Genomic DNA, 15,493 nt, shown 5'->3' with positions numbered 1-15,493 from the left:
AAGTTTGGTTGCGCACCACTGACGCAGCCTTGAACCAGAACTCCGCGCACCACAAGCACAACAACGCAGGCCTTTTTTTGCCTGTATGCACGCCAACACCTCTTTCCCCTGTGGCAAACTCATGCTCTTCAGTGACCCCTGCCGCAGTGACCATGACCCTCACCCGCACCATCCTCGCGCTCTCGCTCGCCTTCGCCGGCAGCCAGGCCCTCGCCGCCGATCCTTATTTCCGCTTCCCGGCCGTCCGCGGCGACACCGTGGTCTTCACCGCCGAGGGCGACCTGTGGCGCACCACGATCCAGGGCGGCAAGGCCACCCGCCTGACCACCCACCCGTCGGCCGAGACCCACGCCGCCATCTCCCATGACGGCAAGCTGGTCGCCTTCGCCGCTTCCTACGAGGGCGCGCAGGAAGCCTATGTGATGCCCCTCGAAGGCGGCCTGCCCAAGCGCATCACATTCGAGAACGGCGGCGTCACCGTGCTCGGCTGGACCGCCCAGGGCGAGGTGCTGGTCAGCACCGAAAACTCGGTCGGCCCGGCCAAGCACCGCGTGGTCGCCGCCCTCGATCCGGCCACGATGAAGCGCCGCGTGCTGCCGCTGGCCGACGCCAACGACGCGACGCTGGACGACGCGGGGCGCACGGTCTACTTCACGCGCATGGGCCTGTCGATGACCAACGATAACGTCAAGTCCTACCGCGGCGGCGCCCACGCCCAGCTGTGGCGCTTCGACCTGGGCGCGCAGGCCGAGGCCAGCCCGCTGTTCAAGGGCGACAACGCCAACAACCGGCGCGCCATGTGGCACGCGGGACGAATCTACTTCATCAGCGACGCCGGAGGGGCCGACAACATCTGGTCCTCGCTCCCGGACGGCAGCGACCGCCGCGTCCACACCCAGCACAAGGAATGGGACGTGCGCACCGCCTCGCTGGGCGACGGCCGCATCGTCTACCAGCTCGGCGCCGACCTGCGCGTGCTGGACCTGGCCAGCGGCAGCGACAGCCTGCTCAAGGCCAGCCTGGTCTCGGACTTCGACCAGCAGCGCGTGCGCCGCGTGAAGTCGCCGCTCGACGCGCTCACCAACATCGAGGTCGCCAACAAGGCCGAGCGCATCGTGCTCACCGCGCGCGGCCGCGTCACCATCGCCGGCACCGGCAGCTATCGCCGCGTCGAGATCGCGGTGCCGCTGGGCGCGCGCGCCCGCGGCGCGGTCTTCAGCCACGACGACAAATGGGTCTACGCCATCGTCGACACCAGCGGCGAAAACGAGATCTGGCGCTATGCCGCCGACGGCTCCGGCCACGGCGAACGCCTGACCCAGGATGGCGCCGCCCACCGCTGGAACCTGTATCCCTCGCCGGACGGCAAGTGGCTGGCCCACACCGACAAGAAGGGCCGCACCTGGCTGCTCGACCTCGCCAGCAAAGCGAACACGGTGATCGACGACGCCGGCCAGGTCGGCATCGACCGCCTGGAACAGGTGGTGTGGTCGCCCGACAGCCGCAACCTGGCCCTGGTGCGGGTCGGCAGCAGCGAGCAGCGCAACCAGATCGGCCTCTATAACCTGGGGACGAAGCAGATGAGCTTCGTGACCACCGACCGCTACGAGGCCAATTCGCCGGCCTTCTCTCCGGACGGCAAGTGGCTGTACTTCCTGTCGGCGCGCCACTTCAACCTCGGCAATGCCTCGCCCTGGGGCGACCGCAACATGGGGCCGGTGTTCGACAAGCGCGTCGGCGTTTATGCGCTGGCCCTGCAGCCGGGCACGCGCTTCCCCTTCAAGCCCGAGGACGAGCTGACCAAGCCGGAAGAGAAGTCGGTCGAAGCCGCCGCCAGGGCCGCCGTCAAGACCCCGGGCGCGGACGAGACCGCCGCCGACAGGACCGCCGCCGTGGCCGCTGCAGCCGCCGCCAACGCGGTCAATGCCGCCAAGGACGCCAAGGAAGCCGACAAGCCCAAGGCGCCGACGCCCGCCATCGTCTACGCCGGCCTGCGCGAGCGCCTGTACGAGGTGCCGGTCGCCCCCGGCAACTACCGCGCCCTGGCGCTGGACGACAAGCGCCTCTACCTGCTCGATTCCGACGACGGCCAGAAGGGCGTGCTCAAGACCCTGGAGATCGCGCGCAGCGCGCCGCAACCCGAAACCTTCGCGGCCAACGTGCGCGAGTTCGGCCTGAGCGCCGACCGCAAGCACGTGTTCTACCGGACCTTCACGCGCGGCGCGCCTGGCGAGATGCTGATCGTGGCCGCCGGCGCCAAGGCGCCGGCCGACCTGAGCAAGGCCAGGGTCAAGATCGACGACTGGGCGATCAGCACCGATCCGCGCATGGAATGGAAGCAGATGTTCAACGACGCCTGGCGCATGCACCGCGACTTCCTGTACGACGCCCGCATGCGCGGCGTGGACTGGAACGCCGTGCGCGCGCGCTATGCGCCGCTGGTCGAGCGCGTCACCGACCGCGCCGAGCTGGACGACGTGCTGGGCATGATGGTGGGCGAGGTCGGCGCGCTGCATTCGCAGATCCGCCCCGGCGACGTGCGCCGCGCGGCGGCCGAAGGCACCCCGTCCAGCCTGGGCGCGGTCCTCAGCCGCACCACCGAGGGCTACCGCGTCGACCGCGTCTACCGCAGCGAGCCCGAACTGCCCTCGGAGGCCGGCCCGCTCGCGCTGCCCGACGTGAACGTGAAGGAGGGCGACGTGATCCTGGCTGTCAACGGCAAGTCGCTGGTGGAGGCGCGCGACATCGCCGACCTGCTGCTGGACCAGGCCGACAAGCAGGTGCTGTTGCAGGTGAAGAGCCCGGGCGGCAAGCCGCGCCAGGTGATCGTGACGCCGGTGCCGATGGCGCGCCATGCCAGCCTGCGCTACGCCGACTGGGAGCAGGGCAGGGCCCAGCAGGTCGACACCGCCAGCAAGGGCAGGATCGGCTACCTGCACCTGCGCGCCATGGTGGCGCGCGACATCAACGCCTTCGCGCGCGACTTCTACGCCAACATCAACAAGGAAGGCCTGATCATCGACGTGCGCCGCAACAACGGCGGCAACATCGACAGCTGGATCATCGAGAAGCTGCTGCGCCGCTCCTGGGCCTTCTGGGCCTCGAACGGCAGCCAGCCGCAGTCGAACATGCAGAACAGCTTCCGCGGCCACCTGGTGGTGCTGGCGGACGAGCTGACCTATTCCGACGGCGAAACCTTCGCCGCCGGCGTCAAGGCCCTCAAGCTCGGCCCGGTGGTCGGCAAGCGCACCGCCGGCGCCGGGGTCTGGCTCAGCGACGGCAACGGCCTGTCGGACAACGGCATGGCGCGGGTGGCGGAGTTCGGCCAGTTCTCGAGCGACGGCGAATGGCTGATCGAAGGCGTGGGCGTCACGCCCGACGTCGAGGTCGACAACTTGCCGCACGAGACCTTCCAGGGCCGCGATCGCCAGCTCGAAACGGCGCTCGAGCTGCTCGAGAAAAAGCTCAAGGAGCAGCCGGTGAAGCCGTGGAAACCGGCGGCCATCCCGGCCCTCAAGCGCTGAGCGTCCACGCCCGCGCCGCTGCCGGCGCGGGCTTTACATTCTGGCGACAAAAATGACACGCTTGTTCATATGGGTGTCATATTTGATTTCTAAACTGCAAGTACTGTTTCTTTTCATGTACTTGCCATGCGCCTCGCACAGCTCAACACCGGCACCAAGATCCTCGCTTCCTTCGGCATCGTCGCCCTCGTCATCATCCTGATCTCGGCCGTGGCCTTGTGGCGGATGGAGGCGGCCGACCGTCTCACTTCCGACCTGGTCGACGACAAGCTGGCCAAGCAGCAGCTGGTTTCCGACCTGCTCGGCATCGAGCGCCTGAACGGCTCGCGCACCGTCTCCATCGCGCGCAGCGACAGCCTGGAGCTGGCCGACTACTTCCAGGCCCAGCTGGCGGAGGGCGGCAAGGCCGCTGCCGCCATCGAGGCGAAGCTGGGCAAGCTGCCCGCCACCGAGCAGGAGCGCGCGCTGCTGCAGGCGGCCGCCAAGCACAAGGCGGCGCTGGCCGCGACCCAGGCCGAGCTGTTCAAGGCCAAGGAATTTGGCCAGACCCAGGTGGTCGAGCAGCTCGTGAGCGGACGCTGGGAGCAGGGCTACAAGGCCCAGGTGGCGGCGCTCGAAGCGCTGCTGCGGCACGAGAGCGGGGAGGCGCACCGCCTGGCCGACGAGTCGGCCACCGCCTCGGCCTTCAGCAAATCGCTGCTGGCGGTCTTGTGCCTGGGCGCGCTGGCGGTCGGCGGCGCGCTGGCCTTTGTCCTGACCCGCAACATCGTCGGCCCGCTGCAGCAGGCGGCCGGCCTGGCCGAGCAGGTGGCCAGGGGCGACCTGCGGCCGGTGATCCGGCATGCGCGCGGCGACGAGATCGGCCGCCTGTTCGACGCCCTCAACGGCATGACCCAGGGCGTGTCCTCGACGGTGTCGCAGGTGCTGCAGGGCGCGCAGGCGATCGACTCGGCGTCCAGCGAGATCGCGGACGGCAACCAGGACCTGTCGCAACGCACCGAGCGCCAGGCCACGGCGCTGCGCCAGACGGTGGGCGCGATGGAAGAACTGAACGAGGCCATCTCCCGCAACAACGCCAGCGCGCGCCAGGCCAATACCCTGGCCCAGTCCGCCTCCGGCGTGGCGATCGAGGGCGCGCAGGCGGTCGAGCAACTGGTGGCGCGCATGGGCGCGATCAAGGCCTCGGCCGAGCGCATCGTGGACATCACCGGCATGATCGACAGCATCGCCTTCCAGACCAATATCCTGGCCCTGAACGCGGCGGTGGAAGCGGCGCGCGCCGGCAGCGAAGGGCGCGGCTTCGCGGTGGTGGCGGCCGAGGTGCGCAACCTCGCCCAGCACAGCGCCGGCGCGGCTAAGGAGATCAAGAAGCTGATCGGGGAATCGGCCGGCGAGATCGAGGCCGGCACCGGGATGGCCGAGCAGGCCGGGGCGACCATGCGCGCGGTGCTGGAGCACGTGCACCAGGTGGCGGCGATCCTCGGGACCATCCACGAAGCCAGCACCGGCCAGGCCAGCGGGGTGGAACAGGTGACCAGGGCGATCGCCGAGATGGATCTGTCGACCCAGCAGAACGCGGCGATGGTGGAGGAGGCCGCGGCGGCGGCGGCCTCGATGCGGCAGCAGGCCGCCGAATTGTCGGCGCTGGTGGGGACTTTCAAGCTGCGCGGCGCGAACGGGCGCCGCGCGCTGGAAGCGGCCTGAGAGCCGGCCGGCTAGTTGCCCGGAGCGGGGAAGCGCACTTCGGTCAGCTTCCACTGCGCGAAGCCTTCGCGCGCCATCACGAAGCCGGTCTTCTCGCGCGCCGGTTTGTCGTTCTCGCCGGCGTACACGATCAGCAGGTCGGCATTCTTGCGCTCGCTGTGCCAGGCGTTGTCCCCGTCCTGGGCGGCGCCATCCTTGCCCGTCGCGGTCTTCGCCTTCGGGCCATTGTCGCCAAGCCGGAGACCGCCATTCTGCATCGCATGCATGACGGCTTCCGGCGTCACCATGGCGTCCATCAGCTTGTCGACCATGGCCAGTCCCAGCATGCTGCCCAGGCTCGCGCCGGCGCTCTCCATGGCGTCGCCGCCGCCGGAGGCCGCGCCAAGTTGACGGGTCATGAGGGAAGACAACTGGCCCTTCATGCTCTCCCGCAGTTTCGGGTAGTCGATGTGGGCGTTGAAGGCGTCCGGATCGTTCTGGCGCACCGCTTCGCGCAGGGAATGCAGGGCCAGATACGGGGACCAGTACCAATAAGCGCCGACGCCGATGAGGGCCGCGGCGCCGAGCGAGAGAAGGATCTTGTGTCGCATGCTAGTCGATGTGGGTGAAGAGCCGTGGCCGGGAAATCGCCCCGGCGTCCAGATCGACATTGTAGCAGCGGAAACTTTGCATTGCGACAAGAAACAGGGTAGGGCGGCGGAGGCCGGCGCGAGCCCGCGCCGGCCGGCCCAGACACCTCAGATGGCAGCCAGCGCCCTGCGCAAGTCTTCGCGCTGGTCTTCCAGATGCTCGATCCCGACCGACAGCCGGATCAGGCCATCGCCGATCCCCAGTTCGGCGCGCCGTTCGGCCGGGATGCTGGCATGGGTCATCAGGGCCGGATGCTCGATCAGGCTCTCCACCCCGCCCAGGCTCTCGGCCAGGGTGAACACCTCGCAGCGCTCGAGGAAGCGGCGCGCGCCGGCCAGGTCGGTGTCCAGGTCGATCGACACGATCCCGCCGTAGCCGTTCATCTGGCGCCGCGCCAGCGCATGCTGGGGGTGCGACTCCAGGCCCGGATAGTGCACCTTGCGCACCTTGGGCTCGCGCTCCAGCCACTGGGCCAGGGCCAGGGCGTTGGCGCTGCTGCGCTCCACCCGCAGGGCCAGGGTCTTGATTCCGCGCAGCACCAGGAAGCTGTCGAAGGGGCCCTGGATCGCGCCCACGGCGTTCTGGATGAAGCCCAGCTGCTCGGCCAGTTCCGCGTGGCGCGCCTCGGCCCCGACCACCGCCACGCCGCCGATCACGTCGGAGTGGCCGTTCATGTACTTGGTGGTCGAGTGCACCACGATGTCGACACCGCATTCCAGCGGGCGCTGCACGATCGGGCTGGCGAAGGTGTTGTCGCAGGCGCTCAGGATGCCGCGCTCCCTGCACAGCGCGGCGATGGCGCGCAGGTCGGCCAGCTTGAGCATGGGGTTGGTCGGGGTCTCGACCCACACCAGCTTCGTCTCCGGGCGCAGCGCCGCCGCCAGGGCGTCGGGATCGCTCAGGTCGACGTAGCTGAACTCGTGCCCCGCGCTCTTGCGGCGCACGCGCTCGAACAGGCGGAAGGTGCCGCCGTACATGTCGTCGCCGGCCACGATGTGCGAGCCGGCCGGCAGCAGTTCCAGAACCGCCGAGATCGCGGCCAGGCCGGACGCGAAGGCGAAGGCGGCGCTGCCGCCCTCGATGTCGGCCACGCAGCGCTCCAGCGCCCAGCGGGTCGGGTTGTGCGAGCGGCCGTAGTCCAGGCCCTTGTGCACGCCCGGGCTCTCCTGGCGGAAGGTGGAAGTGGCGAAGATCGGCGGCATCACGGCGCCGGTCGCCGGTTCCGGCGCCTGCCCGCCGTGGATGACGCGGGTGGCGATGTGTTTCTTGGTATCGGTCACGATAGGGTCCTTCGCAGGTGGTTGAGCAGGTCGTAGCGGGTGATCAGGCCGTAGAAGGTGGGGCCGTCGGCGATCACCGCGGTCAGGCCGCGGTCGAGCACCTCGCGCAGCTGCTGCATGCTGGCCGCCGGGTGCAGGGTCTGGAGCTGCGAAGTCATGGTGCTCGACACCGGCGCGCCGAATTTGCCAGGTTCGGTGGTCACGTGGTGCAGCAGGTCGGATTCGTCGATCAGGCCCACCAGCCGGCCTTCGTTGTCGATCACCGGCAGTTGCTGCAGGTCGCCCGAGCGCATGCGATTGAAGGCGGTGAGCAGGGTGTCGGTGGGCAGGGCGGTGGTGATCTCGCCGGCGTCGTAGCGGCGCCCGATCAGGTCGCGCAGGTCGCCCAGCTTGGGCCGCGAGATCAGGCCCTGGTCGACCATCCAGCCGTCGCTGTACACCTTGGTGAGGTAGCGGGTGCCGGTGTCGCAGACGAAGGTGACCACGCGCTTGGGGCGGGTCTGCTCGCGGCAGTAGCGCAGCGCGGCGGCCAGCAGGGTGCCGGTGGAGGAGCCGCCCAGCAGGCCTTCCTGCTGCAGCAGCAGGCGCGCGGTGTTGAAGCTTTCCTCGTCCGGAATGGTGTAGGCCTTGCTCACGCGCGACAGGTCGGCGATGCTCGGGATGAAGTCTTCGCCGATGCCTTCCACCGCCCAGGAACCGGCTTCCTTGGCCAGGTGCCCGGTGTTGACGTAGTCGGCCAGGATCGAACCCTTGGGGTCGGCCAGGATGAATTCGAGGTGGGGCTGGACCTTCTTGAAGTAGCGCGACAGCCCGGTCAGGGTGCCGGAGGAGCCGACCCCCACCACGACGGCGTCGAGCTTGTGGTTGGTCTGGTCCCAGATCTCGGGGCCGGTGGTGGTTTCGTGGGCGCGCGGGTTGGCCGGATTGTTGAACTGGTCGGCGAACCAGGCGCCGGGGATTTCCCTGGCCAGGCGGGCCGCGTAGTCCTGGTAGTACTCCGGGTGGCCCTTGCCGACGTCGGAGCGGGTCAGGTGGATCTCGGCGCCGAGCGCCTTCAGGTGCAGGATCTTTTCCGCCGCCATTTTGTCCGGGACCACGAGCACCACCCGGTAGCCCTTGATGCGCGCCACCAGGGCCAGGCCCAGGCCGGTGTTGCCGGCGGTCGCCTCGACCACGGTGCCGCCCGGCTGCAGGTGGCCGTCGTGCTCGGCCTGCTCGATCATGGCCCGGCCGATCCGGTCCTTGATCGAACCGCCGGGGTTCTGGGATTCGAGCTTGAGGAAGAGCTGGCAGGGACCGGTGTCGATCCGGGTGACCTCCACGAGCGGTGTGTCGCCGATCAGGGAAAACAGTGCAGCTTGCCGTGCAACTTGCATATCGCCTCCAATGAACCGGACCGGGAGGGCCGGATGCGGCTCCTCGGGGTGCGCCGTAACGACCGGCCGGCGCCGGTTGGGCGCCAGCCGCGTGATGCAACATGATACGGCGTTTTTCCGACTTATGGCATTGGAGTAAATTAAACTTTTGTTAATGCGCCGGCGTCAGGCCTCCACCAGGCGTTTGAGGATTTCCTCGTACATGATGCCCTGGATGGCGGACCCCGCCGGCGTCGACCAGTCCATCGCCAGTTCGGCCATCAGCTGGTTGGTCGAGGTCAGCATGACGCCGGCGCGTTCCATGCGGCGCAAGGCCATGTCGTCGGCCAGGCGGGTCGGCGAACCGCCGGCATCGACCACGACCTGCACCTCGAAGCCGTCCTCGATGGCGCTGATGGCCGGGTAGACGATGCACACGTCGTTGGTCAGGCCGGCCATGATCAGCTTGCGGCGGCCGGTGGCCAGCACCGCTTCCTTGAACGGGGCATAGGTCCAGGCGTCGACCGTGCCCGGACGCTTGACCCGCGCCGCGTGGGCCTCGGGCGCGATGCGCAGCAAATCGTCCAGCAGCGGACCCTGGAAACGTTCTTCCTGGCTGGTGGTGAAGATCAGCGGCATCTTGGTGGCGACGGCGGTGCGCGCCAGCGCGCGCGTATTGCGGACGACTTCGTCGTAGGGCGTGCTGATGGACAGCTTGATCGTGCCGACCTGGTGGTCGATCAGCAGCATCACGGCGTTATCGCTCGTATAGAGATTCTTCATCATGTATCCTTTATTCATGAGAAAACCCGAGTATAGGAGCGGCCCTCCGCCGTGAGATCGCGCCGAACGGCGCGTTCGCCAAGCCGAACAGTCGCATGCAGCTTGACCATATCCGCTCTTTCGTCACCGTGGTCGCCGAAGGCGGCGTGACCGCCGCGGCCCAGCGCCTCGGGCTGTCCAAGTCGACCGTCAGCGAGCATATCCATGCGCTCGAACGCACGCTCGGCGCCCGCCTGCTGGTGACCACCACCCGCGCCACCGTGCTCACCGCGGCCGGACGGACCTACCACGACGACTGCGCGGCCGCGCTGGCCGCCCTCGACGCCGCCGGCCAGCGGCTGCGCTGGGCCCAGGACAATCCGGAAGGCACCCTGCGCGTGGCGGCGCCGGTGGAACTCGGGATCGAGTGGCTGGCCGCGCCCATGGCCGACTTTTCCGCGCGCCATCCGGCGATCCGGCTCGAGGTCGATCTCGCCAGCCGCAACCTCGACCTGCTCAGGGAAGGCGTCGACGTGGCCTTTCGCATCGGCGAACTGCGCGACGCTGGACTTGAAGTAAATTTCTTGGGACACATGGAGCGCCGCCTGTTCGCGAGCCCGGCCTACCTGGAGCGCGCCGGCACGCCGCGCCTGCCGCGCGAACTCGCGCAGCACCGCTGCGTCCTGTTCCGTCCGGACCCCGATGGCGCCGCCTGGCGCCTGATGCAGGGCGGCGTGGTGCAGGAGGTCGAGGTGCGCAGCAGCATCAGCGCCAACAGCCTGGGTTTCCTAAGGCGCGCCATCGCCAGCGGGGCGGGGATCGGCGTGCTCCCGGTCTTCCTGTCCACGGCGCTGGAGCGCGAGGGCGCGCTGCGGCGCGTGCTGCCCGAGTGGTCGTTGCCGGCCACCAGGCTCAACCTGGTCACGCCGGCCAGCAGCCAGATGGCCAAGACCCGAGTCTTCAGCGCCTTCATGCGCGAGCGGCTGGCGGCGCTGCCGGAACTGATCCGTCCCGCGGGATCGGACTAGTCAGCGCTTGCGGCTTCCGGCTTTCAGGCGTCGCCACAGCGTGGTGCGGCTGATGCCGAGGTGGCGGGCGGCGAGGTCGCGCTGTCCGTTGAAGCGCGCCAGGACCTCGCTGACCGACTCGGCGCTCGCCGACCCTGCGGCAAGCGGTTCGGTGAGCGGCTCGGTGAGCGGCCCTGCCAGTGCCGCGGGCGAGGGCAGGGCGCCCGGCTGCCGTGCGAGCTCCGGCGCCACTGCCAGCAAGAAGGCCGGGCTCAGGGCCTGCAACGGTTCCGCCGCCAGGAACAGGGCCAGGCGTTCCATCAGGTTGCGCAGTTCGCGCACGTTGCCCGGCCAGGCATAGGCCTCCAGCAGGGGCGCGCAGGCGCTCATCTCGGCGTGCAGGTTCGGATGCGGCCGCGCGTCGAGCGCCGCCAGCGCGGTCTTGAGCGACCACTCGGCCAGCGCGGCGATGTCCTCGCGCCGTTCGCGCAGCGGCGGCAGGCTCAGGCGCAACACGGCGAGGCGATAGAACAGGTCGGCGCGAAAGCGTCCCTCGCGCACCCGCGCCTCGAGGTCGCAGTGGGTGGCGCTCACCACCCGCACGTCGATCGGCACCGGCCGCGTGCCGCCCACGCGCATCACTTCGCGCTCTTCCAGCACGCGCAGCAGGCGGGTCTGCAGGGCGAGCGGCATTTCGCCGATCTCGTCGAGGAACAGGGTGCCGCCGTTGGCCGCCTCGAACAGGCCCGCATGCCCGCCGCGGCGCGCGCCGGTGAAGGCGCCTTCCTCGTGCCCGAACAGTTCCGATTCGAGCAGCGATTCCGCGATCGCGCCGCAATTCACGGCCACGAAAGGACGGGCCGCGCGGCGCGGGCCCTCGCGGTGGATCGCCTGCGCCACCACTTCCTTGCCGCTGCCCGTCTCGCCCTGGATCAGCACCGTGGCCGGCGAGCGCGCATACAGCACCACGGTCTGGCGCAGCCTTTCCATCGCGGCCGATTCGCCGCGCAAATCGTTCAGCCCGCGCCGCGCGCGCCGCGTGTCGATGCTGGCCTGGCGGCGGCCGCGGCCGGCTTCGAGGTGGGTCAGGCGCGCCATCTCGAGCGCGTCGTCGAAGGCCTGGCGGATCGAGGCGGCCGAGTACAGGAACACGCCGGTCAGGCCCGCCTCCTCGGCCAGGTCGGTGATCAGGCCGGCGCCGACGATGACCTCGATGCCGGCCGCCTTGAGCTCGTTGATGCTGGCGCGCGCGTCTTCTTCGGTGACGTAGGTGCGCTGGGCGATCTCGATGCCGAAGGTGGCCGCGAACTCGGCCAGTTCCTTGAGCGGCGCCTGGTAGTTGATGACGCCGATGCGCTTCGACACCCGGCGCGCGCGCGACAGCGCCTGCATCACGTCGAAGCCGCTGGCCTTGGCCACCACCACCGGCACCGACACCCGTCCCTTGAGATAGGCCGCGTTGGAGCCGGCCGCGATCACCACGTCGCAGCGCTCGGTGGCCATGCGTTCGCGGATGTGGCGGGCGGCCTCGTCGAAACCAAGATGCAGCGGCTCGATCAAAGCAAGATGGTCGTATTCGAGTGTGATGTCGCGGAACAGGTCGGACAGGCGCGACACCGATACCGTCCAGATGACGGGCTTGTCGCCGCCTTCCGCGGCGGGGCGGGCGGGGTAGCTCATGGCGCAAGTGTAAGGCATTTCCGCCGCGGTGTTTCAAGCTGGAACGCCGGCGCCGGTCCAGCCAGCCGTCGGAAAAGATCGGATCCGCGTAAGCATGCGGTAAGCGCGCGCCCGTAGGATGAAGTCAGCCTGGAACACATGTACCGCATAGGCATCACGAAAACATCAGGAGACAGAAGTGGATCAAGAGATCGTCAAGCGGGTCAAGAGCGACCCCAATTACCGCAAGCTCGTCGAACGGCGTTCCAAGTTCGGCTGGGCCCTCACCTGGAGCATGATGGTCGTCTACTACGGCTTCACTCTGCTCTGCGCTTTCGACAAGGAATTCATGGGCAGCCGCATCGGCGACGGTGTGATGTCCTGGGGCATTCCGCTGGGCCTGTTCGTCATTGCCTTTACCATCATCGTGACCGCCATCTACGTGCGCCGCGCCAACAGCGAATACGATCAACTGACCGACGCCATCAAGGCCAATGTCGCCAAGGCCCAGAAGGTGAACGCATGAAGAACCTGAACCGCAGCACTGCAGCGCTGGCGCTGCTCGCCGCCAGCGGCGCCGTGATGGCCGCGCCCGACCTCGGCCAGGCCGCCAAGCAGGCCACCAACTGGACCGCGATCAGCATGTTCGCGATCTTCGTCGTGCTCACCCTGTTCATCACCAAGTGGGCCGCGGCCAAGACCCGTTCCGCTTCCGATTTCTACACCGCCGGCGGCGGCATCACCGGCTTCCAGAACGGCCTGGCGATCGCGGGCGACTTCATGTCTGCCGCGTCCTTCCTCGGCATTTCCGCCGCGGTCTTCCTGGACGGCTTCGACGGCCTGATCTATGCGATCGGCTTCCTGGTCGGCTGGCCAATCATCACCTTCCTGATGGCCGAGCGCCTGCGCAACCTGGGCCGCTACACCTTCGCCGACGTGGCCGCCTATCGCTTCCACCAGAAGCCGATCCGCGTGTTCGCGGCCTCCGGCACCCTGGTGGTGGTGGCCTTCTACCTGATCGCGCAGATGGTCGGCGCCGGCCAGCTGATCAAGCTGCTGTTCGGCCTCGAGTACTGGATCGCCGTGGTGCTGGTCGGCATCCTGATGATGGTCTACGTGCTGTTCGGCGGCATGACCGCGACCACCTGGGTGCAGATCATCAAGGCCGTGCTGCTGCTGTCGGGCGCCTCCTTCATGGCCTTCTCGGTGCTGGCGCAGTACAACTTCAGCCCTGAAAAACTGTTCGCCACCGCGACCGAAGTGCACGCCAAGGGCGAGTCGATCATGGGCCCGGGCACCTTCCTGAAGGACCCGATCTCGGCGATCTCCTTCGGCATGGCGCTGATGTTCGGCACCGCCGGCTTGCCGCACATCCTGATGCGCTTCTTCACCGTCCCGAGCGCGAAGGAAGCGCGCAAGTCGGTGCTGTGGGCGACCACCTGGATCGGCTACTTCTACATCCTGACCTTCATCATCGGCTTCGGCGCGATCGTGCTGGTCGGCACCAACCCGGACTTCAAGGACGCGGCAGGCAAACTGCTGGGCGGTAACAACATGGCGGCGGTCCACTTGGCCAAGGCCGTGGGCGGCGACATCTTCCTCGGCTTCATCTCGGCCGTGGCCTTCGCGACCATCCTGGCGGTGGTGGCCGGCCTGACCCTGTCGGGCGCCTCGGCCGTGTCGCACGACCTCTACGCCACCGTGTTCGCCAAGGGCAAGGCCACCAGCGCGAGCGAACTGAAGGTGTCGAAGATCACCACCCTGGTGCTGGGCGTGGTCGCGGTGCTGCTCGGCATCGCCTTCGAGAAGCAGAACGTCGCCTTCATGGTGTCGCTGGCCTTCGCGATCGCGGCCTCGGCCAACTTCCCGGTGCTGTTCATGTCGGTGCTGTGGAAGGATTGCACCACCCGCGGCGCGACCATCGGCGGCTTCCTGGGCCTGGCGACCGCGGTCGTGCTGACTATCGTGTCGAAGTCGGTGTGGGTCGACGTGCTGGGCAATGCCGCGCCGATCTTCCCCTACACCTCGCCGGCGATCTTCTCGATGGCGGTGGGCTTCTTCGGCATCTGGTTCTTCTCGGTCACTGACAAGAGCCCGCGCGCCGCGATCGACAAGGCCGGCTTCGAAGCGCAGGAAGTGCGTTCGGAAACCGGCATCGGCGCAGCAGCCGCTTCGGCGCACTGACAGCTCGCCCGTCCCCGCGCAAGCGGGGACCCGAGCCATCCCATCCGTCGTCCCCGCGCAGGCGGGGACCCAAGCATCCTCTCCGTCGCCCCCCGCAGGCGGGGACCCAAGCCAAGCACCGCCGTCGTTCCCGCGCACGCGGGGAGGGGGGGGCAGGCTAACCACCACCGTCGTCCCCGCGCAGGCGGGGACCCAAGTTCGGCGTTTCGATTACGCCAGCCACTTGGGTCCCCGCCTGCGCGGGGACGACGCTTTTGTGGTGCCGGTTCTGTACTGGTGTTTCACAGTTTCGCTCAGATGTTTCATAATGAAACATTGTTGAAACACGCGCGTATCCCCACCTGCGCAGCAACGTCGCGTCGTTCACACAAGTGCTTGAAAATAAACAAATCACGAGGATGTGCGTGCGCTCAAGCAAGATGGCACGCCGCTTGCATTAAGGTGGGACGTCACTCTTCAACGCATCAAGAAAGGTAAGCAATGAGCCAATACTCCGCAGGCGCCGCGTTCCGCAAGGCGGTTCAGGAAGAATCTCCGTTGCAGGTGGTCGGCACGATCAACGCCAACCACGCCCTGCTGGCCAAGCGCGCCGGCTTCAAGGCGATCTACCTGTCGGGCGGCGGCGTGGCCGCGGGCTCCCTCGGCCTGCCGGACCTGGGCATCTCGGGCCTGGAAGACGTCCTGATCGACGTGCGCCGCATCACCGACGTGTGCGACCTGCCGCTGCTGGTCGACGTCGACACCGGCTTCGGCGCTTCGGCCTTCAACGTGGCGCGCACCGTGCGCTCCCTGATCAAGGCCGGCGCCGCCGCCTGCCACATCGAGGACCAGGTCGGCGCCAAGCGCTGCGGCCACCGTCCGGGCAAGGAAATCGTGAGCCAGGACGAGATGGTCGACCGGGTCAAGGCCGCCGTCGACGCCCGCACCGACGAGAACTTCGTCGTGATGGCGCGCACCGACGCGCTGGCCGTGGAAGGCCTGGACGCCGCCATCGAGCGCGCCGTGGCCTGCGTGGAGGCGGGCGCCGACATGATCTTCCCGGAAGCCATGACGAGCCTGGACATGTACCGCAAGTTCGCCGACGCCGTGAAGGTGCCGGTGCTGGCCAACATCACCGAATTCGGCTCGACCCCGCTGTTCACCACCGAGGAACTGAAGAGCGCCCACGTGGGCCTGGTGCTGTACCCGCTGTCGGCCTTCCGCGCCATGAACAAGGCGGCCGAGAACGTCTACACCGCGATCCGCCGCGACGGCACCCAGAAGAACGTGGTCGACACCATGCAGACCCGTTCCGAACTCTACGAGCGCATCGACTATCACAGCTACGAGCAGAAGCTGGACGCGCTGTTCGCCGCCAACAAATCCAAATAAAACTCCGGAGACCCAAG

At 68.2% G+C, this 15,493-nt stretch carries 11 protein-coding genes; 6 read left to right on the top strand and 5 right to left on the bottom strand.

The window, feature by feature from the left end:
* Positions 1 to 152 precede the first annotated feature (152 nt).
* Together B0920_RS10560 and B0920_RS10555 are read left to right on the top strand one after the other, a co-directional pair.
* Entirely contained in the window at positions 153 to 3,524 is a 3,372-nt protein-coding gene (locus B0920_RS10560; protein WP_078033375.1) for a S41 family peptidase, read from the top strand.
* 126 nt (positions 3,525 to 3,650) lie between these two features.
* A complete protein-coding gene (locus B0920_RS10555) occupies positions 3,651 to 5,228 on the top strand; it encodes a methyl-accepting chemotaxis protein (protein ID WP_078032455.1) in 1,578 nt (525 codons plus the stop codon).
* Between the two features lie 11 nt (positions 5,229 to 5,239).
* Here the strand turns inward: B0920_RS10555 and B0920_RS10550 are convergent, their stop codons facing one another.
* The 4 genes from B0920_RS10550 to B0920_RS10535 form a co-directional block, all read right to left on the bottom strand.
* Entirely contained in the window at positions 5,240 to 5,818 is a 579-nt protein-coding gene (locus tag B0920_RS10550; RefSeq protein ID WP_179119137.1) for a DUF2939 domain-containing protein, read from the bottom strand.
* Positions 5,819 to 5,965: 147 nt separating this feature from the next.
* Entirely contained in the window at positions 5,966 to 7,138 is a 1,173-nt protein-coding gene (locus B0920_RS10545) for a PLP-dependent aspartate aminotransferase family protein (RefSeq protein ID WP_078032453.1), read from the bottom strand.
* Complete coding sequence (locus B0920_RS10540; RefSeq protein WP_078032452.1) at positions 7,135 to 8,514, bottom strand: cystathionine beta-synthase; 1,380 nt, start codon at positions 8,512 to 8,514, stop codon at positions 7,135 to 7,137. The genes B0920_RS10545 and B0920_RS10540 overlap by 4 nt, the downstream gene beginning before the upstream one ends.
* 165 nt (positions 8,515 to 8,679) lie before the next feature.
* Entirely contained in the window at positions 8,680 to 9,279 is a 600-nt protein-coding gene (locus tag B0920_RS10535; RefSeq protein ID WP_078032451.1) for an isochorismatase family protein, read from the bottom strand.
* A gap of 92 nt (positions 9,280 to 9,371) precedes the next feature.
* On the opposite strand from B0920_RS10535, the gene B0920_RS10530 reads away from it, so the two are divergent.
* Positions 9,372 to 10,283 carry a LysR family transcriptional regulator gene (locus B0920_RS10530; protein WP_078032450.1) on the top strand — a complete coding sequence of 304 codons (912 nt, stop codon included), beginning with the start codon at positions 9,372 to 9,374 and terminating at the stop codon, positions 10,281 to 10,283.
* On the opposite strand, the gene prpR is transcribed toward B0920_RS10530, so the two are convergent.
* A complete protein-coding gene (prpR, locus tag B0920_RS10525) occupies positions 10,284 to 11,942 on the bottom strand; it encodes a propionate catabolism operon regulatory protein PrpR (RefSeq protein ID WP_078032449.1) in 1,659 nt (552 codons plus the stop codon).
* A gap of 178 nt (positions 11,943 to 12,120) precedes the next feature.
* Between prpR and B0920_RS10520 the strand changes: the two genes are divergently transcribed.
* The 3 genes from B0920_RS10520 to prpB all read left to right on the top strand — a co-directional run bounded on the left by B0920_RS10520 (position 12,121) and on the right by prpB (position 15,476).
* Positions 12,121 to 12,447, top strand: coding sequence for a DUF485 domain-containing protein (locus tag B0920_RS10520; protein WP_078032448.1), 327 nt, complete (start codon positions 12,121 to 12,123; stop codon positions 12,445 to 12,447).
* Positions 12,444 to 14,105, top strand: a complete 1,662-nt coding sequence (locus B0920_RS10515; protein WP_078032447.1) for a cation acetate symporter — start codon at positions 12,444 to 12,446, stop codon at positions 14,103 to 14,105. The genes B0920_RS10520 and B0920_RS10515 overlap by 4 nt, the downstream gene beginning before the upstream one ends.
* Before the next feature lie 480 nt (positions 14,106 to 14,585).
* Entirely contained in the window at positions 14,586 to 15,476 is an 891-nt protein-coding gene (gene prpB, locus B0920_RS10510) for a methylisocitrate lyase (protein ID WP_078032446.1), read from the top strand.
* Positions 15,477 to 15,493: the final 17 nt, after the last annotated feature.

Origin of the sequence: Massilia sp. KIM, from assembly GCF_002007115.1 — a bacterium.
Taxonomy (GTDB): domain Bacteria; phylum Pseudomonadota; class Gammaproteobacteria; order Burkholderiales; family Burkholderiaceae_D; genus Telluria.
Note: the sequence above shows the minus strand (reverse complement) of the source record. Positions and strands in the feature narration are given on the sequence as shown.

What these genes read in the sequence shown, in the direction of transcription:
- B0920_RS10555 (WP_078032455.1), top strand. Translation starts at nt 3,651, where the DNA reads ATGCGCCTCGCACAGCTCAACACCGGCACCAAGATCCTCGCTTCCTTC.
- prpB (WP_078032446.1), top strand. Translation starts at nt 14,586, where the DNA reads ATGAGCCAATACTCCGCAGGCGCCGCGTTCCGCAAGGCGGTTCAGGAA.
- B0920_RS10535 (WP_078032451.1), bottom strand. Translation starts at nt 9,279, where the DNA reads ATGATGAAGAATCTCTATACGAGCGATAACGCCGTGATGCTGCTGATC.
- B0920_RS10530 (WP_078032450.1), top strand. Translation starts at nt 9,372, where the DNA reads ATGCAGCTTGACCATATCCGCTCTTTCGTCACCGTGGTCGCCGAAGGC.
- B0920_RS10540 (WP_078032452.1), bottom strand. Translation starts at nt 8,514, where the DNA reads ATGCAAGTTGCACGGCAAGCTGCACTGTTTTCCCTGATCGGCGACACA.
- B0920_RS10550 (WP_179119137.1), bottom strand. Translation starts at nt 5,818, where the DNA reads ATGCGACACAAGATCCTTCTCTCGCTCGGCGCCGCGGCCCTCATCGGC.
- prpR (WP_078032449.1), bottom strand. Translation starts at nt 11,942, where the DNA reads ATGAGCTACCCCGCCCGCCCCGCCGCGGAAGGCGGCGACAAGCCCGTC.
- B0920_RS10515 (WP_078032447.1), top strand. Translation starts at nt 12,444, where the DNA reads ATGAAGAACCTGAACCGCAGCACTGCAGCGCTGGCGCTGCTCGCCGCC.
- B0920_RS10560 (WP_078033375.1), top strand. Translation starts at nt 153, where the DNA reads ATGACCCTCACCCGCACCATCCTCGCGCTCTCGCTCGCCTTCGCCGGC.